The organism is Yersinia sp. KBS0713 (assembly GCF_005937895.2).
In the GTDB taxonomy this organism is placed as follows: domain Bacteria; phylum Pseudomonadota; class Gammaproteobacteria; order Enterobacterales; family Enterobacteriaceae; genus Yersinia; species Yersinia bercovieri.
The window spans coordinates 1,638,499-1,663,823 of sequence record NZ_CP042173.1 but is presented as its reverse complement, the minus strand read 5'-3'; the positions used below and the strand labels follow the sequence as shown (position 1 = coordinate 1,663,823).

Here is a 25,325-nt window from a genome sequence, read left to right as displayed (position 1 = left end):
AGCGGTGACTCAGCCGCCTCAGACGATGGTAAACCCCGATGACTCGATCGGGAATGGTGAGGACAGACGGAAGAGTAAAGCGTCCGCGCCAGGGAGGGCGCGGAACGAGCCTCCAGGGATGGATCTACGGCGTCTTTACGATCCGCCTGTTCTCTCCGCTACTGGCACATTGTCAATAACCTCAAGCGGTGACACAGCCGCGTTCAGTGCATCTCTTCCCCAACGGCGACTCAATCCAGAAATAACCAGATCCATTATGTGGCGTAAGCAACACTTTCAACTTATCACCCTGCTAAATAACCCAGAGAGGCGTAGAGTCATTTATTGACCCGTTATCAACATAATCCCGGTATAAACATAATCTCGGTATAAACACAATCACGGTATAAACAGCACACTGACCCCATTGATGGTGGTATCGCTATGCCAAAGAGAGCTAAGTCAGGAGTTTCCGCTACCGCTGAATTAACCTGTTTGCTGCGCGCAAAGTCATACGGTGAGAAGAGACCCCATCTTAAAAGTGATGATTATGTGGCGGTTATTCTGAGTCAGACCTTCCATTCACTCTTCTCTATGATGCAGAAAACCTTTCTGCTGGGTGATGACGTATTCAATCTCGCAACTCCCGCCGGCATCTACCCCTACATTGTCGCCCGCACTTTATATATTGATGATATTTTCAAAAAAACCGCAGGGCGCTTTAGCAAAATATTTATTCTGGGGGCCGGTTTTGATTCCAGAGCCATTCGCTTTCATTACGCGCTGCAACATAGCGCTATTATTGAAATTGATAGTCCCGCCATGCAGCAGCATAAAATCGAAAAACTGAGTGAGGCCCACATCTCACCACCTGCCAATCTGGTCTTTTTACCCATTGATTTTAATCAGCAAAACTTGGCCGACACCCTCGCCACCCTCCCCTTAGCCGCCGGAGAGAAGTGCCTATTCCTATTAGAGGGCTTGCTGATGTATCTGGAGCCGGCGCAGGTCAAAAGGCTATTGAGTGCCATCAGTGACTACAGCCGCGATGGCAGTCAGATTATTTTTGATTTTGTTTATGATCATCTGTTGGTGGATGACCACGGATCAACCGACAGCTCACCATTCAACGGCGAATATGGCGTAAAAGAGAGTGTTGAGGGGGTGCGCACTATTGGCGAAGCCTGGCGATTTGGCATCGCCGCCAATGGCCTTGATGCACTGCTACAGCAGTACGGTTTTGCGCTATTGGATAGAGCCGATGCCCGCGAACTGGAAAAGCGCTTCTTTACCGATAAACAGGGAAAATGCCTGGAACAAATTAATACAGCTTCGTGTTTGGTCTACGCCAATCGAGAAAAATCCTAATAAATCAGCGGATAACCATAATTTCATCAATTATCAATTGCCCTGACAAATATTATTCTCATTATCAATAAATAATCCCTGCCACTCCTTTCTTGTTTTATCAATCTGGCTATGATGAAGCATACCCCTTTTTCTGACCGCGAGAGAATTATGCTAATCGATTTACGCAGTGACACAGTAACGCAACCTGACGCCGCGATGCGCAATGCCATGGTGAATGCCGAAGTTGGCGACGATGTGTATGGCGATGACCCGACGGTAAATGCTTTAGAAGCCGAAGCCGCCAGAGTGTCGGGTAAAGAGGCCGCCCTATTCTTGCCGAGCGGCACACAGGCCAATTTGGTCGCGCTATTGACCCACTGCCAACGGGGTGAAGAGTATATTGTCGGCCAGAAAGCGCACAACTACCTGTATGAAGCAGGTGGCGCGGCGGTACTTGGCAGCATTCAGCCGCAACCCATTGATGCCAATGATGACGGCACCCTACCGCTGGATAAAGTGTTAGCCGCCATCAAACCTGACGATATTCATTTTGCCCAAACCCGGCTCTTAAGTTTGGAAAATACCCATAGCGGCAAAGTGTTGCCACTGAGCTATTTGCAACAAGCCTGGGCCTTGACCCGAGAGCAGAGACTGGCGCTCCATATTGATGGCGCACGTATTTTTAATGCGGCGGTGGCGCTAAATCGCCCCTTGAGTGACATTAGCCAATATTGCGATACCCTGACCATTTGTCTCTCCAAAGGGCTGGGTGCGCCGGTGGGTTCACTGCTATGTGGCAGTGCGGAATATATTCATCGCGCCCGCCGCTGGCGTAAAATGACCGGCGGTGGTATGCGTCAGGCCGGTATTCTGGCAGCGGCAGGGTTGTACGCCTTAGAGCACAATGTCGCCCGCTTAAAAGATGACCATGACAATGCTGCCTGGCTAGAGCAGCAGCTGCGCTCACTGGATGTCGAGATTGTGGCACCCGGCGCACAAACTAATGTGCTGTATATTAAGCAATCTGCCGAGTCAGCGGCAAAATTAGGCCCCTGGATGCGCGAACGTGGCGTATTAATCAGCGCTGGTCCAGTCACCCGAATGATTACCCACATCAATGTAAGCCGCCAGGATCTGGAAAAAGTGGTCGCACTGTGGCGTGAGTTTTTGGCCGAGCAGCGCCCATGATGCCGCAACGGATATTGGTGCTGGGGGCCAGTGGCTATATTGGCCAGCACCTGATCCCCAGACTCAGCCAACAGGGGCACCATGTCACTGCCGCCGCCCGCCGTGTCGAGTGGTTAAAAGAGCAGCCGTGGCCCGGCGTTAAGTGCCGTTTTGCCGATGTTTATCAGCCCGACACCCTCAGTGCCGCCCTGCAAGATATTGATGTGGTTTATTATTTGGTGCATGGCATGGGTGACGGGCAGGATCTAATTGAGCAGGAGCGCCTGGCCGCCAACAATATGTTGGCCGCCCTACAGGCCGCGCCCTGCTCAGTGAAGCAGGTTATCTATCTGGGCGCATTACAGCCGGGAAACAGCAGCTCTCCCCATCTGATTGCGCGCAAACTGACCGGCGATTTACTGCGCCAAAGTGGCATTCCGGTGACGGAACTGCGCGCCAGCATCATCGTCGGCCCCGGCTCAGCCGCTTTTGAAGTGATGCGCGACATGGTTTATAACCTGCCGATCCTAACGCCACCTCGCTGGGTGCGCTCGAAATCATCCCCGGTCGCGCTAGATAACCTGCTGGTTTACTTGACACAATTGCTCAATCATCCGGCGCAAGAGAACCGCATTTTCGATGTCGCAGGGCCGGAGTACATCAGCTATCAAACCCTGTTCGAGCGCTTTATTGCCATCAGTGGTAAACGGCGCTGGTTGATCCCGATCCCGCTGCCGACCCGCTTTATCTCGGTCTATTTCATTAGCATGATCACCTCAGTGCCGACCCCCATTGCCAGCGCATTGATTGAGGGGCTAAACCACGATTTACCGGCCGATGGCACAGCATTGCAGGCGCTGATCCCGCAGCAACTGGTGAGTTTTGACGATGCGGTCAAAGAGACACTGCGCCGTGAAGATGAAGTGGTGGACTCTGCTGACTGGGGCTATGACCCCGAAGCCCGCGCCCGCTGGCGGCCCGGTTACGGATTTTACCCCAAGCAGGCAGGTTGCCAACTCTACACCACCGCCTCCAGCGAAGCACTGTGGCATGTGGTGCAACAAATCGGCGGCAAAGAGGGCTATTTCTACGGCAATCTGCTGTGGAGAACCCGCGCCTGGATGGATGATATTGCTGGCGGCGGCGTAGTCTATGGCCGCCCGGATCGCGAAACACTGGAGTTAGGTGACCTGATTGATGGCTGGAAAGTCATTACCGTCAAGCCGTTACGTCAATTAGCGATGATGTTCGGCATGAAAGCCCCCGGTTTGGGCCGTCTGACATTTACCATCAAAGATTTAGGCAGGCGTCGCAGTTTTGATGTGCGGGCATGGTGGCATCCGGCAGGTTTTAGCGGCCTGCTCTACTGGTTTGTGATGATGCCAGCCCACCTGTTTATCTTCCGTGGCATGGCAAAACGTATTGCGGCGCTGGCGGAGCAATATGATCGCCAACAGCCGCAGCGCACATCGGCGCAAAGTGAATCAGGTGACGAGCCAACACCCTAAATTGAGCGGCATAACTAATGCCCCAGAGTGTTAAAAAAGTCGATTGAAGGGGAGATGTTTCGTTGGGGTCGTAGTCGCGTAAGCGACCGAAGCGCCCCTAGGAACAGTCGCCCCTTCACGCACCCAGCTTGATGCTGGCTTTGCCATAAACCTCCGGCATAACTAATGCCCCTTTTTCCTCTGATTCGCAGTCAACAACACTGTAAAGCCAAGGAAAAAGCGGACAGTCGGTGCTTTCTGATTGCATAGCGCATCATTTCACGGAAGAATGGCATCTTATTTGCTGAGCGAATGATTCCAGACGCTAGCATTCTGATTTTTGGTGGGAACCGAATTCGCTATGAAGGTATTGGTCACCGGTGCAACCTGTGGGTTAGGCCGAAATGCCGTTGAATATCTCCGTCGTCAGGGTATCAAAGTCATCGCTGCTGGCAACAATGCGGCGATGGGCGCATTACTGACAAAAATGGGCGCTGAATTTATTCATGCGGATCTGACCAATCTGGTTTCCTCGCAGGCAAAAGCTATGCTGGCGGATGTCGATACCCTGTGGCACTGCTCCAGTTTTACCTCGCCATGGGGCACTGAGCAGGCTTTTGAGTTGGCCAATGTGCGCGCCACACGCCGCTTAGGCGAATGGGCCGCCGCCTATGGCGTGGAGAATTTCATTCATATCTCCTCACCTGCTATTTATTTCGATTATCATCACCACCGTAATATTCAGGAAGATTTTCGGCCAGCACGTTACGCCAATGAATTTGCCCGCAGCAAGGCCGCCGGTGAACAAGTTATCCAGCAATTGGCGCTCTCCAACCCACAAACGCACTTTACCATCCTGCGCCCGCAGGGCTTATTTGGCCCGCACGACAAAGTGATGCTGCCGCGCCTGCTACAGATGATTAAGCACTATGGCACCCTGCTGCTGCCCCGTGGCGGTAATGCACTGGTGGATATGACTTATCTGGAAAACGCCGTACATGCCATGTGGCTGGCGACCCAAAGCCAGAATACCCTGTCGGGCCGAGCCTATAATATTACCAATCAGCAACCCCGCCCCTTGCGCACCATCGTACAACATCTGCTCGAACAGCTAGATATGCCGTGCCGTATCCGCTCGGTGCCCTATCCGATGATGGATATTATGGCCAGAGCCATGGAGAAGCTGGGGAATAAGGCGGAAAAGGAGCCGGTGCTGACACATTATGGTGTCGCCAAACTCAACTTTGATCTGACGCTGGATACCCACCGTGCTGAGCAAGAGTTGGGCTATCGCCCAATAGTGTCACTGGATGAGGGGATTAATCGCACCGCCCGCTGGCTAAAAGATCACGGTAAAGTGCGCGGTTTATAGCCCACCGCGGAGCATAGAAGTGCTGAATAAAGCGATTTCCAGCCAGCATAAGACAGTCGAGAAAATAGGTCTTATACTACAATCACTTTCATAATAGATTCTTTCACCTAAGGTCATCATATGAAAAAGAAAAAAATTGCTCTGATTCTTCCGCTCGCCATTCTGCTTAGCGCCTGTACCAGCACCGTTGATCCGGCGTTTAAGGATATCAGCAGCCGCACAGCACCTTGTGTTGACGGTGGGCCGGATCAGGTGGCGCAACAATTCTATGATCTGCGGGTTCAACAAATTGGCAATCACACTGGCTTGCCCGATGATAATCTCTCGGCCCAATTTCGCCCTTATCTGAGCCAGACGCTTTACGCAATGATTCAGACTGCCAGAAAACAGGCGGGCACCCGTAGCACAGCTCAAGTGAATAGCACCCAAGCCATTAACGGCGATATCTTTACCAGTCTGCGCGAAGGTACTACCCACGCGGATGTTGCCAGCGCCTCGACCATTCCCAATACCGACGCCCGAAACATTCCGTTGCGTGTTAATTTGACTCATCAGAGTGCCGGCGGTAAATCGGTGACGTGGCAAGATGAGGTGTTGATGATCCGCGAAGGGAGCTGCTGGGTGGTCGATGATATCCGTTTTATGGGCGTCTCTGCCCCCGCCAGCAGCTTACGTCAGCTACTGGGTGATCACTGATTCCACACTCTTCTCTTCCGGTGGGTATACTTATCTGCCGGAAATTTGTCACACCGGAGTGATATTTGGTAACCTTGCTAACAACTAACTTCAACAAGGAAGAAGTTGTCATGTTCTCAGTTCATTCACTCATCAGACTCCTCGCCGTCAGCGGATTTTTTGTCGCCAGCGCCGCCCAGGCAACCTCCGAATGTGGGCAAACCGCCCAGCTAATCAATACCCGTTTAAGCTATATGAAAGATGTCGCGGGCGATAAGGCTGCCAACCATCTGCCGGTGGAAGACATTGCCCAAGAAGAGAAAGTGATCGATAAAACACTCGCGGAAGCGGCGTCGTTAGGTCTCGAGACAGCATCGATCAAGCCCTTTATGGTGGCACAAATCAATGCGGCAAAAGCGATTCAATACCGCTATCGCGCAGACTGGTTATCACAGCCAGAACCCCATTGGCAGCCAAAATCACTGGAGACGGTGCGCACTGATATTGGCGAGCTGAGTAGCAAGATCCTTAAACAGATAGCGGACGAGTTGAAAACCTGCGAAAAAACGACCATTGCCGACAAAAACGTATTCACTAAAACAATACGCCAACATAATCTACAAGCCGCTGATGTGGATATCATCTTCTCAACTTTCACTCAGATAAAGTTGAAGTAGCTGCCGGATTATTCTTGCCATCAATGTGTACCGGTTTTCTTCCAGTCAATCGGTATGCTTTGATTTACAAGCAGATTCCCATTTTGACTATTTTTTAATCTGCCGCTGCAGATGCTCTGTCAGATTTATTCATCGCACGACAAATTCCCTCTGAGTAGGGTCAAATCCAAATGTTATGCTGTTTTTCCCACTGAACTCTGGTTATTAATAAATTTTAACGCACAAAGATTGCATAAGTATGCCGCGGAAGTTACCATTCACCGCATCATTGGCTATTCAGATTTGGCGCATGAGTATTCAACTTAGCGGAATTAACTGTTACTACGGCGCACATCAAGCGCTGTTCGACATTACATTAGACTGTCCGGCAGGCGAAACCTTAGTGTTACTAGGGCCAAGCGGTGCCGGTAAAAGCTCACTACTGCGCGTGCTCAACCTGTTGGAGATGCCGCGTTCCGGCACCTTGCAGATCGCCGGTAATCACTTCGATTTTACCCAAGCTCCGGGGGCAAAAGCGATTCGCGAATTGCGCCAGAATGTGGGTATGGTGTTCCAGCAATACAATCTTTGGCCGCATCTGACTGTGGTACAGAATCTGATTGAGGCCCCTTGCCGCGTGCTGGGTCTGTCAAAAGATGAAGCCATGGCGCGGGCGCAGAAATTACTGACGCGACTGCGTTTGACCGACTTCGCTTCCCGCTTCCCGCTGCACCTCTCCGGTGGTCAGCAACAGCGCGTGGCCATTGCCCGTGCGCTGATGATGGAGCCTCAGGTTCTGCTGTTTGACGAACCCACCGCGGCACTCGACCCAGAGATTACCGCGCAAATCGTCAGCATCATCCGTGAATTGGCCGGAACCGGCATCACTCAAGTGATAGTCACCCATGAAGTTGAAGTCGCCCGTAAAACCGCCAGCCGTGTGGTGTATATGGAAAATGGCCACGTGGTGGAACAAGGCGATGCCAGCCACTTTACTCAACCAACAACCGAAGCTTTTGCCAGCTATCTGTCACATTGATATCTATTTGGGAATTTGCGATGAAAAAATTAATAGTTGCGGCACTCCTCGCCAGTATCAGTCTGTCTGCCTCTGCCGCTGAAACTATCCGTTTCGCTGCTGAAGCCACTTATCCGCCATTCGAATTTATTGATGCCAATAATAAAATGCAGGGCTTCGATATCGATCTGGCGAATGCGCTGTGTAAAGAGATGCAGGCTGAGTGCACCTTTACCAATCAGGCGTTTGACAGCTTGATCCCAAGCCTGAAATTCAAACGTTTTGATGCGGTTATCTCAGGTATGGACATCACTCCTGAGCGCCAAAAACAAGTTGCTTTCACCAAACCTTATTATGATAACTCCGCACTGTTTATCGCCGAGAAAGGCAAAGTGGCTGATTTAGCTGCCCTGAAAGGCAAGCGCGTGGGGATGCAAAACGGTTCCACCCATCAAAAATACCTGATGGAGAAACACCCTGAAATCACTGCCGTCCCTTATGACAGCTATCAGAATGCGATTCTTGATCTGAAAAATGGCCGTCTGGACGCGGTATTTGGTGACACTGCGGTAGTGAATGAGTGGCTAAAGCAGAATGACCAACTGGCTGCGGTCGGTGATAAGGTGACTGACGCTGACTATTTCGGTACTGGTTTAGGTATCGCCGTTCGTCAGACCAATAGCGAATTACTGGGTAAGTTAGATGCTGCACTGGCGAAAGTTAAAGCCGATGGCACCTATCAGACAATCTATAAAAAATGGTTCCAGCAGTAATCTAAGCACCCATGAATGAATTTCAACCTTTAGCAAGCGCCGCCGGTATGACCGTCGGCCTTGCCGTTTGTGCACTGGCCCTCGGTCTGGTTCTGGCGATGCTGTTTGCCGTCTGTGAATCGTCGCGCTTGAAAGTTGTCAGCTATCTGACCACCGGCTGGGTCACCATTTTACGCGGGCTACCCGAGATTCTGGTGGTCCTGTTTATCTATTTCGGCTCCTCTCAGCTGCTGATGATGCTGTCGGACGGATTTACCCTGAATCTCTATCTGTTTGAGCTGCCAATTAAGCTCAATATTGATGATTTCGAGGTCAGCCCGTTCCTGTGTGGTGTGATAGCCCTCGCCCTGCTCTATTCGGCTTACGCGTCGCAAACCTTACGTGGCGCACTAAAAGCCGTGCCGATTGGGCAGTGGGAATCGGGGCAAGCATTGGGTTTGAGCCAGGCGGCCATCTTCTTTCGCCTGATTATGCCGCAGATGTGGCGTCATGCCTTACCCGGATTGGGTAACCAATGGTTGGTGCTGCTAAAAGATACCGCGTTGGTGTCGCTGATCAGTGTGAATGACCTGATGCTGCAAACCAAAAGCATCGCCACCCGCACTCAGGAACCCTTCACTTGGTATATGATTGCCGCAGCAATCTATCTGGTAGTGACCCTGCTGAGCCAGTACGTGCTCAAATGGATTGAACTCCGTACCACTCGTTTTGAACGGAGCCCATCCTGATGCTGGAATACTTACCCGAGATCCTAAAAGGGCTGCATACCAGCCTGACGCTGACCATTGCCTCCTTATTAGTGGCATTAGTGTTATCACTGCTGTTTACCATTGTGTTGACACTGAAAACCCCCATTATCACGCCGCTGGTCAAGATCTATATCACGCTGTTCACTGGCACCCCGCTGCTGGTGCAGATCTTTTTGATCTATTACGGCCCAGGGCAGTTCCCGGCTATCCGTGAATATCCGTGGTTATGGAGTCTGCTGTCGCAACCCTGGTTGTGCGCAATGATTGCGCTGGCATTGAACAGCGCGGCCTATACCACTCAGCTGTTCTATGGGGCTGTCCGCGCGATTCCATCCGGTCAGTGGCAATCCTGCGAAGCACTAGGGATGTCCAAAGCCCAGTCGTTACGCATCCTCTTGCCATTTGCCTTTAAACGCGCACTCTCATCCTACTCCAACGAAGTGGTGTTAGTGTTCAAAAGCACCTCACTGGCTTACACCATCACATTGATGGAAGTTATGGGTTACAGCCAACTGATGTATGGCCGTACTTATGACGTGATGGTGTTTGGGGCTGCCGGGATTGTCTATCTGTGCGTGAATGGGCTGCTGACATTATTGATGCGGTTGGTGGAGCGCAGAGCACTGGCGTTTGAGCGGCGAAATTGAGGGGAGACATCCCCTATCCCGTTGATTGGAGTAGAGCAGGTTTGGTGGTCTGTTCGGGTGACATGAGATCGGATCTGGTTTCGGTTGATATTCGTTCAGTGAACACTTTACCTCTGTGACCTCAACCGAGCAGGAGGCAGGCCGGCCCTCCTGCTCCTGCGGCTTGCGCGAAATATTGTGGCTTCGCCATCCCCTCCGGCAGCTTGCCGGCTAATCGAACCGGGGCTGACTCGCTCCCAGCTCGACAGCCCCTTTCGCCGCGTCCATGCGGCTCATTCGGCCTGCAATCTTTGTCGGCAATATTCCTGATTGCGCTCAACATCAAAAGAGAAAGTCAAAATCAACCTAAACCAAAGTTGAATCATGCCCACTCTTCCCTTAAAAAAATAAAAACTAAATTTTTAATCACATTACTTGCATATAAATTCATAAACTGGCAATGTAAACCCCATCAGTTATCCAAATAAGCTGCGACAAAAAATCACTAGTAATAATAAAATCAATAACTAACACCGCATTCCATTTAAAAAATTCTGACAGGAGTTTAAGCATGAAAAAGTTACTATTGGCAACAATCTTAAGTGGTATGGTTTTCAGCGCCACCGCAGCGGATACCATCCGTTTTGCCGCCTCCGCCACCTACCCGCCATTTGAATCCATTGGTGCCAATAACGAAATCGTCGGCTTTGATATGGATCTGGCAAAAGCATTGTGTAAACAAATGGAAGCCAACTGCACATTCACCAATCAAGCCTTTGATAGCCTGATCCCTGCGCTTAAATTCAAACGTTATGATGCCGTTATCTCCGGCATGGACATCACGCCAGAACGTAGCAAACAAGTGGCATTCACCCAGCCTTACTATGCCAACTCAGCCATTGTGATCGCCCCAAAAGGCAAGTTCAGCACTTTTGCTGACCTGAAAGGTAAGAAGATTGGGATGGAAAATGGGACAACACATCAGAAATATTTGCAGGATATGCACCCTGAAATCCAAACCGTGGCCTATGACAGCTACCAGAATGCCATTATTGACCTGAAAAATGGCCGTATTGATGGGGTGTTTGGTGATACTGCGGTGGTGAATGAGTGGCTGAAAACTAATCCGAATTTAGCATCAGTGGGTGAGCATGTGACTGATCCACAATACTTCGGTACAGGCCTTGGGATTGCCGTGCGCCCAGATAACACCGCACTGCTGGAAAAACTGAATAAAGCTATTGATGCGGTGAAAGCTGATGGGACATATAAAACCATCAATGATAAGTGGTTCCCGCAATAATACCTTGCCGACTTAATGCCGCAGCCAACACCCCTGCGGCCTCAATAACTTTGGCTAGTTAGCTTTTAGAGTTGTGAACAAGTAATACCAACACTTCGTAATGAGCGGTATGCGGGAAGAGATCAAACAACTGCACCCGCTCAATATGGTAATCGGCTAACCTGCTAATATCTTTCGCCATTGTCTCTGCGTTGCAACTTGAATAGAGAATGAATTTAGGTGCCATCTGAGTCAGATAATCACAAAGCTCGGCCCCTATTCCACGCCGTGGCGGGTTAACCAATACTAATTGGGGCACCTGTGCTTCTGCGGTGGCGAAACGGGTGGAGTCCAACGCCGCAAAATTGACATTTTTTAGCCCTAGCTGATCCGCTGACTGCCGTGCACAGGCGATGGCTTCGGCGCTAATTTCAATCCCGGTAAGCTGAGTCTCAGGCCCGGCACAATGCAAACCAAAACCGCCCACACCGCAGAACAGATCCCACATGCTACTAATGCTCAACTCACGTACCCATTGCCGCGCCGTGGCATAGAGCAAAGCTGCAACCTGCGGATTTGTCTGGAAAAAGCTCTGTGGGCGGATAAACAGTGGCACCTGATTAAGCTGTTCCGGCAGCGCCTGCTGCTGGGTAAGGGGGATCTCTTGCTCCCCCTCCAAAATCGCCATATGCACCGGCTGAATATTAGCCGAGATAACCGCCAGTTGGGGCAGTTGTTGTTGTAACCACGGCAGCGCCGCCTGCAATTGCGCCAGCTTGGTTTCAGAGCGCAAGACAAAGCGCAGCATCAGTTCGCCACTGTAGCTGCTTTCAGTCAGTAACAGGAATTTAAGCTCGCCGCGCTTGCGGGCAACGTTATAGGGTGTTAGGCCCGCGCGGGCGATAAAAGTTTTGAGCACAGCAAAAATGGGCGCAAAGCTGGCGGGATAGAGTGGGCAGTCGCATAGGTCAACGGCGCTGCCGTCACGATGTAACATCCCCAATAGCGGGCGCTCGACACTGCCACTGACCACCATTTTTGCTTTATTGCGAAAAGCACTCTCGCGCCCGAAAACCGGCATTAGCCATTGGGCCACCGGGTGATCTGCCAGCAGATCGTGCAAATGATGTTGTTTGTCAGCCAGTTGTTGCGGATAAGGTCTATCCAGCCACTGGCAGGAACGGCAGCTACCCGCCATATACTGAGTGCAATGCATTAATAATTGACCGTGATAATCTGAGACGTTAAATAATTCGCAGCCGAAGCTGTTGGTGGGGGCGAATTGTAACACTGTGTCGCGCTAAACACTCATTTTGCGTGGTTGAAATAGCGATGCCAGGGGAAAAATAGCAGACCAATAATCACCACATCAGGTATTTTTTGCAGCAGCAAGCTATGCAGGATTTCAGTGCCGCTCTCGCCCTCGACACGGAAAACATCCAGTAGCAGCCAATCGAGTGAAACTAGCAGCAGATAGCTAACCACGACTATCTGGCACAATAGATAACACCAACGCGCCCAGTTCTGCCGATGGCATACCGCAACGCCACAGACAACTTCCAGCAGCAGCAATAGAATACTGGCGACTAAGATTAAGCCGGAGTCCCAGCTTTGCAGATTTTCATCAACAAACTCCCCCGTGCCACTCCACCCCAATTCAGCCACTAATAACAGCACGCCAAGAAAATGAGTTGCAATGATAGCCGTGCCGGCAATCAAAACCGGTACTGGGGTGGTGGCAGCAGACGAAAATGCTGAGGATGAAAATGATAATCTCATATTGCCCTGTCTATACCCCGTTTCAGTTTCGACAACCTGCTGTTATCCCTCACAATAACGCCGCTAGAAAGCGGCGTCAAAGTAAGTGAAAGATTAACAGTTTTAAGGACAATCAGCCATTTTTAGCCATCAACTATTTTTAACCATCAACCCTTTTTTAATCATCAGCTGCGGGCAGCTTTGCGTAGCTCCCGTAACCGCTGTTTTTCTGCTCGGGACATAAACCACCATGCAATTAAACCAATGATGCCAACCACCAGCAGAATCAAGGTCGCCAGGGCATTGATTTCCGGATTAACCCCCATTCTCACACTCGAGAATACCAGCATCGGTAAGGTGGTCGCCCCCGGCCCGGCAACAAAGCTGGCAATCACCAAGTCGTCCAGCGACAGGGTAAAGGCCAGCAGCCAGCCAGAAATTAATGCCGGAGCAATCATGGGCACCGTGATGACAAAGAACACTTTCAGTGGCGTGGCACCCAGATCCATCGCCGCCTCTTCGATAGAGCGGTCCAGTTCACGTAATCGCGAACTTATCACCACTGTCACATAGGCGGTACAGAAGGTGACATGCGCCAGCCAGATGGTGAACATGCCGCGCTCTGCCGGCCAGCCAATGGCGTGCCCCATGGCGACAAACAGTAGCAGCAGGGATAAACCGGTAATCACATCGGGCATGACCAGCGGCGCGGTCAACATGAAAGCGAAACCCGTCGAGCCGCGAAAACGCCCAAAACGCACCATCACCACTGCGGCAATCGTCCCCAGCACCACGGCCATGGTGGCTGAGGCGGCGGCGATAGTCAGACTCAATCCAACAGCGGATATCATCGCCGAATCGTTAAACAGTTCGATATACCAGCGGATAGACCAACCCGCCCAGACGGTGACCAGCTTTGAGCTGTTAAACGAGTAGATCACCAGCATCAGCATCGGCGCATACAGGAAGGTATAGCCGATTATCAAGATCACCCGACGCCACACCGACCGCACTTCCGGTAGGTTGTTCATTCCGCGCCTCCTATCTCTCTATTCTGGTGTTTGTGGAACCAGAGTATCGGCACAATCAGCAATACCAACATCACTGTTGCTACCGCAGAAGCCACCGGCCAGTCGCGGTTATTGAAGAACTCTTGCCACAAAATACGCCCAATCATGATGCTATCTGGCCCGCCGAGCAGTTCAGGGATAACAAATTCCCCCACCGCCGGAATGAACACCAGCATGGAACCCGCCACAATCCCGCCTTTGGTGAGCGGCATGATGACACTAACGAAGGTTTTCAAGGGCCTGGCACCGAGATCTGACGCCGCTTCTACCAATGAGTAATCCAGCCGCGTCAGTGCGGTATAGATGGGGAGTACCATGAAAGGCAGGTAGGAGTAGACCACGCCTATATATACCGCCAAATTGGTGTGCAGAATAATCAGCGGTTGATCGATAATCCCGATCCAGATCAGGAAGTTATTCAAAATGCCATTGTTCTTTAGGATGCCCATCCAGGCATAAACCCGAATCAGGAATGAGGTCCAGGAGGGCAAGATCACCAGCAGCAATAGGATATTGCGCGTAGATGATTTACTGTGGGCAATAGCCCAAGCCAATGGATAGCCAATCATCAGACAGCAAAAGGTGGATACGGCGGCCACTTGCAGTGATTGCAAATAGGCATCGATATAGAGTGGATCATCAAGCAGTTGCAGGTAATTACCCAGATTCAGCGAGATATCCAGCTTGCCATCCAGCCAGGTCATCAAATCAGTGTAGGGCGGTACTGCACGGGCCATCTCGGCCAAACTGATTTTGAACACAATCAGGAATGGCAGCATAAACAGCAGGAATAGCCATAGATAGGGCATGGCTATGACCAGTTTACGGCCATGTGCCATCTGGAGACGTTGTATCAGCGCCTTAATTGGCCCGACCGCGCGGGTTGGTGGCTCTGCCGCGCCATGAGTGGATTCTGGTATCACAATATTTAGCTCCCCAAGACCATTTGCAGCTCAAAACTAGCTACTCAAATCTAGCTATTCAAAACCACGCAGCTGTCAGCATCCCAGCACAATTGCACTTCATCGCCCCAGGTGGGCATCCCTTTGCGGTAGCGATGACCATTTTGTAGCTGTGCACTCAGCATCTGGCCACTATGGAGTTTGACATGATAGATGGAGAGATCGCCCAAATAGGCAATGTGCACCACTTCGCCGACGGCAAAGTTGCAGCCATCTGCCGGTATCTGTTCGCACAACATCACTTTTTCTGGTCGTAGGGCAACAAATACTGGCACGCCGTCAACCACCGAGGCATCGGAATCCACTTTTAGAGGATGGCGCAAACCGGGGCTGTCGATGACCAGAGCATCGTCCAAGCGCGCTTTTAATACGCCTTCAAACACATTCACTGAACCGATAAATTCAGCACTAAATCGACTATTGGGATGCTCATAAATCTCTTCTGGCTCACCAATTTGCACAAATTTGCCACGGTTCATAATGGCAATGCGCCCAGCCATGGTCATGGCCTCTTCCTGATCGTGAGTCACCATCACACAGGTGGCCCCGACTCGCTCCAGAATATCCACCACTTCCAGTTGCATACGGTCACGCAACTTTTTATCCAGCGCGCCCATTGGCTCATCCAGCAGCAGCAGTTTTGGCCGTTTCGCCAAGCTACGCGCCAGTGCAACACGTTGGCGCTGACCGCCAGATAACTGGTGTGGTTTGCGTTTGGCGAACTCTTGCATGTGTACCAGCGTCAGCATCTCAGCCACCCGGCTCTTAATTTCAGCCGAGGGCAGCTTGTCTTGCTTCAAACCAAACGCAATGTTCTGCTCAACCGTCATATGCGGGAACAGTGCATACGACTGAAACATCATGTTGATCGGGCGCTGATAGGGCGGTACATGAGACAAATCCTGCCCATCAAGGACGATTTGCCCCTGAGTCGGCTGTTCAAAACCGGCCAACATCCGCAACAGCGTGGATTTACCGCAGCCTGAAGCGCCCAACAGCGCAAAGATCTCACCTTTATAGATAGTCAAATTGACATCATCTACAGCGGCCTGACCATCAAATGATTTAGTTAAGTTGCGGATCTCCAGCAAGGGCGTAAACACCTTCTGGGATTTGGGCTGTGGGCGGGGAGTTACATCATTCACTCAGCGTGCTCTCCGTAAAAGCAGAACAGGCCGCATACTAGCTGCGGCGCAATAAAAAAACAGGAACAGAGGGATAACCCCCTGCCCCTACCATAGTCTATTTCACTTGCCCATCAACGGGTTATTTACCACTTTTCACTTTTGTCCAAGCCCGGGTGATCACGCGATCGATTTTCGGCTCTTGTACTTTCAGGGTGAACATTTTAGCCCGCACATCTGCCGGTGGATAGATACCCGGATTATCGCGGACTTCAGCATTAACCAGCGGTGTTGCGGCTTTGTTGGCATTAGCATAGAACACGTGGTTGCTGATATTCGCAATCACATCAGGACGCATCAGGTAATTAAGGAACTGATAGGCTTCATCCTGATTTTTAGCATCAGATGGCATGGCAAACACATCAAAGAAAGCCAATGCGCCCTCTTTTGGAATGCTGTAAGCCACATTCACACCATTCTTCGCTTCTTTAGCGCGATTAGAGGCCTGCATGATGTCACCCGCCCAACCGACAGCCACACAGATGTCACCGTTTGCTAGATCATTAATATATTGTGACGAGTGGAAATAACGGATGTTCGGCCGTAATTTCAATAATAATTCCGTTGCCGGGCCAGTGTAGTCAGTCGCCTGAATACTGTTTGGATCTTTGCCCAGGTAGTTCAGTACAGTGGCGAAAATCTCACTTGGTGCATCCAGGAAAGAGACGCCACAGCTTTTCAGCTTCTCAAGATTTTCAGGCTTTAGCACCAGATCCCAACTGTTTACCGGTGCATCTTTTCCTAACGCAGCTTTCACTTTTTCGACGTTATAGCCGATACCGGTCGTCGCCCACAGATAAGGGATCGCGAACTTATTATCGGGATCGTGCTTACTGACTAGCGCCAATAGCTCAGGATCGAGATTTTTGTTATTAGGAAGTTTACTTTTATCTAGCGGCTTAAATACGCCAGCAGACAATTGGCGCTCAAGGAAACTGGCTGACGGCACCACTAAATCAAACCCAGTGCTCCCGGCCATCAACTTACCTTCCAACACCTCGTTGGAGTCAAACACATCATAGACAACCTTAATGCCGGTCTCTTTTTGGAAATTAGCCAGCGTATCCGGCGCGATATAATCGGACCAGTTGTAAACGTGCAGTGTTTTTTCCTCAGCGGATGCTGAGACGGACGCGGCCATTAATAGGCCAGCAGCAACACCCGATAACCACTTTTTACGTTGGGTGAACATCCGTTAACTCCTCCAAATAGGGGGTGAAATAGAGCGCTAAATTTGTATCCGAGGATACAATACCGTTGCCCTGCCAGGTACTATTGCCACCCACAACGAATGCATGACTATGCACACTGAGTAATTATTAACCTAACAAGTGTAATCACTGATTTTGTGAGGGAGTATTATGCCCCTTGCAGCAACAGCAGCATAACCGCAGTTCGCAATCCGCACCAGACTCTAGGGTAAAAAACGCCTTTTATCGATTTTTTATGCATATTTTATCTATGTAATTCGTCACTAACGGTATAAACGGCGATAAATATCTGGCATTAGAGGGTAAAAAGCAGAAGATCTTATGGTTTGCAGGGGCAATTGCAGTGTGCCGCCGGAATCAGCGACACATTGAATGAAAGGATATTAGTGGATAACCGGGTAAGCTGTGGCAGTTGGCGGTGATTCATCCTCTTCGCTAGTACCAATAAAGAGTAAATCATTGGCGCGCGCCTCGAGAATAATCATCGAAATCTGCTCTTCACACTGCTGCATAAAGTAGCCAAATTGAGCCAATGTCACCCCAACTTCGATGGTCAGTGATTGGCAGACAATCAGTTTCGGCAGATTATCATCCTGAATATCAATAAAGGCTTTAACTGTCAGTGAACTGGCATTGATTTGGCTAAGATCCGCCACTAATGGGATCAGTGCCGTCGGTCTGACCTCGGCCAACGCCGAGAACAAGATGACGTTATCAACCAAATCGATTTTGGCATCAAACACGCCCTCAAAATTTTGCATATGCGGCAAATGCAGCGCCTGGCAGGAATCGCATTCAAAAAATGAGATACCGAGTTGATCCAGCCAACGCCGTAATAAGGTTAAATCCGGGACGATGAGTGAATCCATAACCATCTACCTCACGATTCTCATAATACGAAAAGTGGCATAGCTTACGTAATATTGACCGACAGCGCCATGATCAATCCCGACTAATTTAATGCCCATATTAAGACTCAGTACTTATCCTACTCAGATTTATTCTCTTTTTCGGATTCTGCTTTATCTCGCTCTTTCTTGCTTTGTGGCCTGGATATTCTATCAGCACTCCCTAATAGTGGACCAAATCCACTTGCAACGCGCCAAACAATACATACTGCCGCAGGGATCATCAGGCCGATCCCGACAAAAATCATAATAATCGCAACAGCCGGTGTGCCCATCGTACCCGGTAATGACAAAAAGTCATTGATACTGAGATAGGCAACCACCAGTAACAGCATCCCCAACACTTCTGAAATAATTACAATGCGGGGCATATCTCCTAACGAGCGCATCTTTACCTCCGATAAGCTCTGTATCCTTCATACCTTGAGCCGCAGCAATGTTAGCTACCACTCAAATTTGCTTGGGAATATATCAGCATTTGCCCAGTGTATTGAATCCATACAATTTGTAACAGTACCAAGTAGCAAATAGGTAAGATTTATCATATCAACAGGCAATTCCTGCTTTTTTTTCGCCACGCCAGCGGGCATAGTAGACCCCAGTGAGAGTAAGTAATGCGCTAGTAGTCATTTAACAGTCGAATACATCAGTCATTATTGGCGAAGTGATTACCTCAAATTAATCAAGGAGTTTTACATGTTTGCTGTAATTTTCGGGCGTCCTGGATGTCCTTACTGTGTCCGTGCTAAAGAACTGGCAGAAAAACTGGAAACTGAACGTGACGATTTTAAATTCCGTTACATCGATATTCATGCGGAAGGTATCACCAAAGCTGATCTGGAAAAAACTGTCGGCAAACCGGTAGAGACCGTGCCACAGATTTTCATTGATGAGAAGCACATTGGTGGTTGTACTGATTTTGAAGCATACGCCAAAGAAAATCTTAGCCTGTTCCAGTAATTAACTGGCAAAGAGCCGACTAAGCGCTCACTCAATCTAGATTGGCTTATCGAATAAAGGGTGTCTAACACCCTTTATTATTTGGATTAAGGTAGAGTCGCCAGTAAAAATAGTGCCCAAAAGCCACATCCACCCCAGTTAATAGCACATAACCCCATCTTTAATAAATAATTAAGCATTTCCCTCTGGTCATATCAAACTTCCCGCTTACTACTGGCTGTCTTACAGCAGACCGATTAGAATAAGCCCCGCTATCGCTTATCTCCTGTTTGGCGATAACTTTTTAGAATTTAATGAATTGTGTCGCTCTACCGCTACACCAAGCGCGTGTGCATCGTGAGTCATCTGGGCTAATAGAAAGTCATATCTGTGAATATAAACGTCGCAAATTTGTTAAACGGCAACTACATCTTGCTGTTATTCGTGGTTTTAGCGCTAGGATTATGCCTGGGTAAACTACGACTGGGGCCAATCCAATTAGGTAATGCTATTGGTGTGTTAGTGGTATCACTATTGCTGGGGCAACAGCACTTTACCATCAACACAGAAGCACTGAATCTGGGCTTCATGCTATTTATTTTTTGCGTCGGTGTTGAAGCTGGCCCAAACTTCTTCTCTATTTTCTTCCGCGATGGCAAAAACTACCTGATGCTCGCCTTGGTCATGGTCGGCAGCGCAATGATTCTGGCGCTGGGGCTAGGTAAATTATTTGGCTGGGATATTGGCCTAACCGCCGGGATGCTTGCCGGATCAATGACTTCCACCCCCGTGTTGGTGGGCGCAGGCGATACGTTACGCAATACCATTGCAAATAATCCGGCACTGCAACACGCCCAAGATAACCTGAGCCTCGGTTACGCCCTAACCTATCTTATCGGGCTGGTTAGCCTGATTTTGGGGGCGCGCTATCTGCCAAAACTCCAGCATCAAGATTTGCCCACCAGCGCCCAACAAATTGCCCGTGAGCGAGGCCTGGATACGGATAGCCAGCGGAAAGTCTATTTGCCGGTCATTCGCGCTTATCGAGTTGGGCCAGAATTGGTGGCATGGGCAGATGGTAAAAATCTACGTGAATTAGGGATTTACCGGCAAACCGGTTGCTATATCGAGCGCATTCGCCGCAATGGTATTTTGGCCAATCCAGACGGTGATGCGGTGTTGCAAGTGGGCGATGAGATCTCACTGGTGGGCTACCCAGATGCCCACTCCCGCCTTGATCCGAGCTTTCGTAACGGCAAAGAGGTGTTTGACCGCGACCTGCTGGACATGCGCATTGTTACCGAAGAGATTGTGGTCAAAAACAGCAATGCTGTCGGTAAGCGGCTCAGCCACTTAAAATTGACCGACCACGGCTGTTTCCTTAACCGTGTGATCCGCAGCCAAATCGAAATGCCGATTGATGACAATGTGGTATTGAATAAAGGTGATGTGCTGCAAGTCAGCGGCGATGCACGGCGCGTCAAAAGCGTGGCAGAAAAAATAGGCTTTATCTCCATTCACAGTCAGGTCACTGACCTGCTGGCTTTCTGCGCATTCTTCATTCTGGGGCTGATGATCGGCCTGATTACCTTCCAGTTCAGTAACTTCAGTTTCGGGATTGGTAATGCCGCGGGCCTATTAATGGCCGGGATCATGCTCGGATTTCTTCGTGCCAACCACCCTACTTTTGGCTATATCCCGCAAGGTGCGCTGAATATGGTGAAAGAGTTTGGATTGATGGTCTTTATGGCTGGCGTCGGATTAAGCGCCGGTGGTGGTATCAATAGCAGCCTGGGTGCTGTCGGCGGTCAGATGTTGATTTCCGGTTTGATTGTCAGCCTGGTCCCTGTTGTTATCTGCTTCCTCTTTGGCGCTTATGTATTACGCATGAACCGCGCCCTGCTTTTCGGGGCCATTATGGGAGCACGAACCTGCGCACCTGCCATGGATATCATCAGCGACACGGCACGCAGTAACATCCCTGCGCTAGGCTATGCGGGGACCTATGCCATTGCCAACGTGCTATTGACGTTGGCAGGCTCTTTGATAGTCATTGTCTGGCCTGGAATATTAGGTTAACCCACCAAAAGGGGCATTTAAGGGAAAGCTAAACATTATTTTATACTTTTTTCATTTACCCAGAACTTTCTTACTGGACTGGGGTCTGAATTAGTGCCACTGCTTTTCTTTGATGTCCCCATATTGAGGAGCCCGATAGTCCCGCCTTCTTAGGTTCAAGACTAGTCGGGTTTTTTCTTGCCTGGAATTCAAGCCCTTATCTATCAATATCTTACAACCACTTTACATGGCTATTGGCGATGGAGTGGCGGCAGAATTTAAAACTTATCAGCCAGTTACTCGTTTAGAAATGAATTAGCATCACTCAGATGCGATAACGTAGCCATTATTTCTGTTTCGTTACCGTGAGTTTATCACTGCATTTTTGCACGGCCCAATAAATGATAGCGCTAGCAATAACGACACCAATAGCGACTAGCCAAGCAGCAATCCCTTCATAGAAAGCGTAAGCAGTCATCAATCCTATAGCCATTAAGGACGCAACGATAACGCCAAGCATATCGAAAATAAAACGTAATAGCCCATTAATAACTTTTGATTTCATTAGCAAAACGCCCCAAGATTAAAGGGTTACTTTGAACCATTTTGCTAAGTTGAAGGAAGCGCTCAAATGGCTTTTCAAAAAGAAAGAATAACATATCGTAATCGTTAGGCCTTAGCTTGCTGTAAAGCAATGGACTTTCTCCAGCCAATTTTCGTGATGCTTCGCTAGCCCGCGCTGCAATCCCTTGGAGCATTACACCAGACACCATACCAGTAGTACCAAATCTGAAACCCAGTTTTACCAAGGAGCTAGCCGCCAGGCCGCTAACGACTTTTCCACTGATATAGCCCGATATCAACATTTGGGCCGTCATACGTGTTGCTTTCCCAGTTGCCCCATAGATCAGCTTTTCATGCAATTGGTGAATGGCTTCATCCGGTAAGTGACTGAGCGTATCATTAATAATGATATCTGCCATTTTGGCGATGATGGATCTATCACGAATAAGATTGCCAAAAGCGCTCAGGAAACGCTTATCATCAAACATATTACGTTGTTGATAATATCGCCCTCCATCCGAGAGATTCAAATCCTGAAAGGTTCGCTCAACCCCCAGATATAAGTCCATAGGAATAGACTTGATCCCCTCAGCCATAGCCTGAATAAATTTTAATGAATCCATAATATATCCCTGTTGAACTATCATTCGACATTCACATCCTGTAATGACGAACAATGAATGCCTTATCAGTCCATCATCCCAAAGGGAGCCTCATAAACGCACCTTACTTTCTCCTTGGAAAACACATCTGGTATAAATTTGATAGAAAGGGTGATATTCAGGCTTTTGGAAAGTATGTGACGTCAATCCCCACACCACAATAAAGACAGGTTATACAAACCGTTACAACATTGACCACGCAGATCAAAAATGGCCCCACCCGCGCCAGCTGTAGTCTGCCAGCTTTTCCCCCCCCATCTGACAGCTCACACAAAAAGATCCACCAACCCCACGTAATTCACACAATATTCTTTAAATTCAATGTACTAATACTTTCCCGCGGTCCACTCCGAGATCCAAAAACTGAAAAACACTGAAATTCTTTTCAATCTTTTCAGTTGGCATAACGCCGCAAAGCCCCAGCCACGGCGCGGGCTGGCGGGGTGTTTTGTAGAAATTTAAAACTGAAAAAACTTTATAACGCAAAGTGTGCAGGCGGGTGCGGTGTAGTGCCGTTTCCGTCATGATTACGTTTCTTTCGTGGCATATTCCGCTACGTGTGCGGGTCGTGGCTGGCGTGATCCATTTCGGGTATTGCGGTGTGATGATGGGTTTACTGCGTGGCATGTGGGGCCGCTGGCGATGGTTTTAGATGGGCGTAAAAAAGCCCGCGCGCGGCGGGCTGATTGGGCGAGATCGATTAGCCGATCACAGGGGAATATTTATCACGTAATCCGTCTGATTTGGCCCCAGTGGCGGTGATGCTCCCTGCGTTCAGTGGGCCATCAGTATTGGTATGAGTATGTGCGGCGGTCAGTGCTGCCAGCTCTTTCACCACATCCAGCGTATCGATCATGAGGGCCATCACGTTAATCTGCTGGCTACCAATCCACACCACCGGCGCTATCACATCCTGCCGGGCAGCGGCGATACTGCTGCGGATATTGCCAATCTTCTCTATCAAATCCTGCCCCACATCGGTGGTGAAGGTTTTGCCCACTTTGGCCATGTAACTGGCTTGGGTGGCCAGACTGTAATCTCCCTCGCTAATCTGCTGGATAGCACCGGCCAGTAAGGTGGCCGTCCCCAGCACCGTGGTTTTATCGGTGGCCTGAACGGTGGTTTCACGGGCCACCAGTGTGCGGGTTTCATCATCGGCGGTAATCACCCGGCTCATGGATTCTTCACGAATCACCTGATCGGTTTTGCGCTCCCAATCCCCCGCCACCGTCACCCGCTGCGATACGCCATCACGCTGTTGCTGTAGCTGTTCACCCGGCAGCACCGTGGGCAGATTATTGCCCTGTGATAGCGTCTGGCGCCGCCTTGCCATCATCATCCAGCAATTGCAGATTAACGGCATAGCGGGGCCGGAACGGGTCGGCCATATCACCGCTGGTCACTGCTTCGCTTGGCCCCTCAACACGGGCCATTTTTGGCAGATGTAACCCGGCTGATAGCTCCGGGCACCGATTACCGCGATATCTGGTATGACAATGAGTATGACCATTACACCCTGCCGATTGACCGGCTGGCGCTGGCACAATTGATAAATCTTAATGGCCAACATGGCGGCGTGATTTATGCCCGTAAAAATATGGTGGCATCGGATTACCAAAGCGGTGGCCTGACCCATGAAGAGATTGAAGCCGCTATTTTTGATTATTTTACCTTTGGTGATGTGGGCATTCTTAAAATCCGTAACGGCTGGGGCAACGTGATTGGTCTGGCCCCCTTACCGGCCCTGTATACCCGTATCCGCAAAAGCGGTGAATACGTGGTATTGCAGGAGGGTGAACCTCTTGTTTACCCGGAAAATGAGGTCATTTTTCTCAAACAATACGACCCGCAACAACAGGTTTATGGCCTGCCGGATTATATCGGTGGTATCCACTCCGCATTGCTCAACAGTGAAGCGGTGATTTTCCGTCGCCGCTATTACCACAATGGGGCGCACACTGGCGGTATTTTATATACCAGTGACCCGTCAATGACCGATGAAGTGGAGGAAGAAATTGAACGCCAGCTAGCTGACAGCAAAGGGATTGGTAATTTCAGCACCATCTTGGTCAACATCCCGAACGGTGACCCGGAGGCGGTGAAATTCATTCAGATGGGGGATATCAGCGCCAAAGATGAGTTTGCCAATGTGAAAAATATCAGTGCGCAGGACATTCTCAATGCTCACCGCTTCCCGGCTGGGTTAGCCGGGCAGATACCGGAAAATGCGGCGGGTTTAGGTGATCCGGAAAAAGCGCGGAACACCTACCGAAAAGATGAAATTTCACCAGTACAACGGCGCTTTAGTGCAGCCATCAGTGCCGATCCAGAGATCCCGGCACATCTACAGCTAAATTTTGATGCACAAATAGCAAACTCAGGTGCACCATGAGAGTAAACACGTTAAAATTCTATAGGTTAGCCACTTGGGGAGCCAGAAACATGCGAGTGATGAAAGTTTTATGCCCCGAATGCGGTGGCGCAGCGATTATCCGAAAAACCAACCGTAAACACCGGCAGATTTCAGATTTATATTGCGCCTGCAATGATGTGGAGTGTGGCCACACTTTCGTGATGAATGTGACCTTTTCCCACACCATTAGCCCCAGCGCCAAGACCGGGGATAAGCTGATCAAAACCGTTGTCGATTCTATGAACCCACAGCAGCGACAAATGATGCTCAGCTTGTTGCACAAGGTAGTGCATCTGCCGCCATTGGATTTGATGCTGCCCCCAATCGAGGATAGGATGAGTTTGGATGCAGCAGACTGATTTTCCAGACATCCAGCTACCGAGTTGTTATTGTTTCGGTCGTGGCCAAGCCCGGTAAAGGCGTTCTGAATACCAGAAGAAATTCTGGCGAAACCCACCATAA

25 protein-coding genes and 3 pseudogenes are annotated in these 25,325 nt (G+C 49.8%); 16 read left to right on the top strand and 12 right to left on the bottom strand.

The window, feature by feature from the left end:
- Window positions 1-117: 117 nt before the first annotated feature.
- From FFE93_RS21930 to FFE93_RS07830, 12 genes and pseudogenes are all read left to right on the top strand, one after another.
- Window positions 118-183: pseudogene (locus FFE93_RS21930) on the top strand (gluconate 5-dehydrogenase); the annotation flags it as partial.
- A gap of 240 nt (window positions 184-423) precedes the next feature.
- The gene (locus tag FFE93_RS07880; RefSeq protein ID WP_138775012.1) at window positions 424-1,347 is read left to right on the top strand and encodes a class I SAM-dependent methyltransferase; all 924 of its coding nucleotides are present in this window, start codon (window positions 424-426) and stop codon (window positions 1,345-1,347) included.
- A gap of 150 nt (window positions 1,348-1,497) precedes the next feature.
- A complete protein-coding gene (gene ltaE / locus FFE93_RS07875) occupies window positions 1,498-2,517 on the top strand; it encodes a low-specificity L-threonine aldolase (protein WP_032898062.1) in 1,020 nt (339 codons plus the stop codon).
- Window positions 2,514-4,004: a DUF2867 domain-containing protein gene (locus FFE93_RS07870; protein WP_099460423.1), complete on the top strand. Its 1,491-nt coding sequence runs from the start codon at window positions 2,514-2,516 to the stop codon at window positions 4,002-4,004. The genes ltaE and FFE93_RS07870 overlap by 4 nt, the downstream gene beginning before the upstream one ends.
- Before the next feature lie 340 nt (window positions 4,005-4,344).
- Window positions 4,345-5,355, top strand: coding sequence for an NAD-dependent epimerase/dehydratase family protein (locus tag FFE93_RS07865; RefSeq protein WP_049601462.1), 1,011 nt, complete (start codon window positions 4,345-4,347; stop codon window positions 5,353-5,355).
- A gap of 120 nt (window positions 5,356-5,475) precedes the next feature.
- Window positions 5,476-6,051 (top strand): lipoprotein, encoded by a 576-nt coding sequence (locus FFE93_RS07860; RefSeq protein WP_049601465.1) that lies wholly within the window; start codon window positions 5,476-5,478, stop codon window positions 6,049-6,051.
- Window positions 6,052-6,161: 110 nt separating this feature from the next.
- Window positions 6,162-6,707, top strand: coding sequence for a chorismate mutase (locus FFE93_RS07855; protein WP_138775011.1), 546 nt, complete (start codon window positions 6,162-6,164; stop codon window positions 6,705-6,707).
- A 289-nt stretch (window positions 6,708-6,996) separates the two neighbouring features.
- Window positions 6,997-7,725 (top strand): arginine ABC transporter ATP-binding protein ArtP, encoded by a 729-nt coding sequence (gene artP, locus FFE93_RS07850; RefSeq protein ID WP_049601639.1) that lies wholly within the window; start codon window positions 6,997-6,999, stop codon window positions 7,723-7,725.
- Between the two features lie 20 nt (window positions 7,726-7,745).
- The gene (gene artJ / locus FFE93_RS07845) at window positions 7,746-8,477 is read left to right on the top strand and encodes an arginine ABC transporter substrate-binding protein (RefSeq protein ID WP_005279816.1); all 732 of its coding nucleotides are present in this window, start codon (window positions 7,746-7,748) and stop codon (window positions 8,475-8,477) included.
- Between the two features lie 11 nt (window positions 8,478-8,488).
- A complete protein-coding gene (gene artQ, locus FFE93_RS07840) occupies window positions 8,489-9,205 on the top strand; it encodes an arginine ABC transporter permease ArtQ (protein ID WP_005279817.1) in 717 nt (238 codons plus the stop codon).
- Window positions 9,205-9,873 (top strand): arginine ABC transporter permease ArtM, encoded by a 669-nt coding sequence (gene artM / locus FFE93_RS07835; RefSeq protein ID WP_032899150.1) that lies wholly within the window; start codon window positions 9,205-9,207, stop codon window positions 9,871-9,873. Before artQ ends, artM begins: the two co-directional genes overlap by 1 nt.
- Window positions 9,874-10,423: 550 nt before the next feature.
- Window positions 10,424-11,155, top strand: a complete 732-nt coding sequence (locus FFE93_RS07830; protein ID WP_005276333.1) for an arginine ABC transporter substrate-binding protein — start codon at window positions 10,424-10,426, stop codon at window positions 11,153-11,155.
- Between the two features lie 58 nt (window positions 11,156-11,213).
- Here the strand turns inward: FFE93_RS07830 and rlmC are convergent, their stop codons facing one another.
- The 8 genes from rlmC to FFE93_RS07785 form a co-directional block, all read right to left on the bottom strand.
- Window positions 11,214-12,350, bottom strand: coding sequence for a 23S rRNA (uracil(747)-C(5))-methyltransferase RlmC (gene rlmC, locus FFE93_RS07825; RefSeq protein ID WP_032898275.1), 1,137 nt, complete (start codon window positions 12,348-12,350; stop codon window positions 11,214-11,216).
- A 92-nt stretch (window positions 12,351-12,442) separates the two neighbouring features.
- Complete coding sequence (locus FFE93_RS07820; RefSeq protein ID WP_005276328.1) at window positions 12,443-12,913, bottom strand: YbjO family protein; 471 nt, start codon at window positions 12,911-12,913, stop codon at window positions 12,443-12,445.
- A 164-nt stretch (window positions 12,914-13,077) separates the two neighbouring features.
- Complete coding sequence (gene potI / locus FFE93_RS07815; protein WP_032898273.1) at window positions 13,078-13,923, bottom strand: putrescine ABC transporter permease PotI; 846 nt, start codon at window positions 13,921-13,923, stop codon at window positions 13,078-13,080.
- A complete protein-coding gene (gene potH, locus FFE93_RS07810) occupies window positions 13,920-14,885 on the bottom strand; it encodes a putrescine ABC transporter permease PotH (RefSeq protein WP_138775010.1) in 966 nt (321 codons plus the stop codon). The genes potI and potH overlap by 4 nt, the downstream gene beginning before the upstream one ends.
- A gap of 50 nt (window positions 14,886-14,935) precedes the next feature.
- Window positions 14,936-16,069 carry a putrescine ABC transporter ATP-binding subunit PotG gene (gene potG / locus FFE93_RS07805; protein ID WP_138775009.1) on the bottom strand — a complete coding sequence of 378 codons (1,134 nt, stop codon included), beginning with the start codon at window positions 16,067-16,069 and terminating at the stop codon, window positions 14,936-14,938.
- A 121-nt stretch (window positions 16,070-16,190) separates the two neighbouring features.
- Window positions 16,191-17,300 (bottom strand): spermidine/putrescine ABC transporter substrate-binding protein PotF, encoded by a 1,110-nt coding sequence (potF, locus tag FFE93_RS07800; RefSeq protein ID WP_049601471.1) that lies wholly within the window; start codon window positions 17,298-17,300, stop codon window positions 16,191-16,193.
- A gap of 402 nt (window positions 17,301-17,702) precedes the next feature.
- Complete coding sequence (locus tag FFE93_RS07795; RefSeq protein WP_032898271.1) at window positions 17,703-18,188, bottom strand: YbjN domain-containing protein; 486 nt, start codon at window positions 18,186-18,188, stop codon at window positions 17,703-17,705.
- 119 nt (window positions 18,189-18,307) lie between these two features.
- Window positions 18,308-18,616 carry a YbjC family protein gene (locus FFE93_RS07785; protein WP_032898270.1) on the bottom strand — a complete coding sequence of 103 codons (309 nt, stop codon included), beginning with the start codon at window positions 18,614-18,616 and terminating at the stop codon, window positions 18,308-18,310.
- A 307-nt stretch (window positions 18,617-18,923) separates the two neighbouring features.
- Between FFE93_RS07785 and FFE93_RS07780 the strand changes: the two genes are divergently transcribed.
- Both FFE93_RS07780 and FFE93_RS07775 read left to right on the top strand, forming a co-directional pair.
- Window positions 18,924-19,187, top strand: a complete 264-nt coding sequence (locus tag FFE93_RS07780) for a GrxA family glutaredoxin (RefSeq protein ID WP_004873700.1) — start codon at window positions 18,924-18,926, stop codon at window positions 19,185-19,187.
- 369 nt (window positions 19,188-19,556) lie between these two features.
- Window positions 19,557-21,245 carry an aspartate:alanine antiporter gene (locus tag FFE93_RS07775; RefSeq protein WP_032898269.1) on the top strand — a complete coding sequence of 563 codons (1,689 nt, stop codon included), beginning with the start codon at window positions 19,557-19,559 and terminating at the stop codon, window positions 21,243-21,245.
- A 325-nt stretch (window positions 21,246-21,570) separates the two neighbouring features.
- Here FFE93_RS07775 and FFE93_RS07770 read toward each other — a convergent pair whose 3' ends face one another.
- From FFE93_RS07770 to FFE93_RS07755, 4 genes and pseudogenes are all read right to left on the bottom strand, one after another.
- Window positions 21,571-21,789 carry a hypothetical protein gene (locus tag FFE93_RS07770; protein WP_032898268.1) on the bottom strand — a complete coding sequence of 73 codons (219 nt, stop codon included), beginning with the start codon at window positions 21,787-21,789 and terminating at the stop codon, window positions 21,571-21,573.
- Entirely contained in the window at window positions 21,770-22,411 is a 642-nt protein-coding gene (locus tag FFE93_RS07765) for a hypothetical protein (protein WP_032898267.1), read from the bottom strand. Before FFE93_RS07765 ends, FFE93_RS07770 begins: the two co-directional genes overlap by 20 nt.
- A gap of 357 nt (window positions 22,412-22,768) precedes the next feature.
- Entirely contained in the window at window positions 22,769-23,077 is a 309-nt protein-coding gene (locus tag FFE93_RS07760) for a hypothetical protein (RefSeq protein WP_261369051.1), read from the bottom strand.
- A gap of 73 nt (window positions 23,078-23,150) precedes the next feature.
- A pseudogene (locus tag FFE93_RS07755) lies at window positions 23,151-23,925 on the bottom strand (hypothetical protein); the annotation flags it as partial.
- Here FFE93_RS07755 and FFE93_RS07750 point away from each other — a divergent pair.
- On the top strand, window positions 23,886-24,842 hold the full coding sequence (locus tag FFE93_RS07750; RefSeq protein ID WP_005276300.1) for a phage portal protein: 957 nt from the start codon (window positions 23,886-23,888) through the stop codon (window positions 24,840-24,842). The pseudogene FFE93_RS07755 and the gene FFE93_RS07750 sit on opposite strands and share 40 nt — an antisense overlap.
- A pseudogene (locus tag FFE93_RS07745) lies at window positions 24,839-25,197 on the top strand (ogr/Delta-like zinc finger family protein). Before FFE93_RS07750 ends, FFE93_RS07745 begins: the two are co-directional and overlap by 4 nt.
- Window positions 25,198-25,325: the final 128 nt, after the last annotated feature.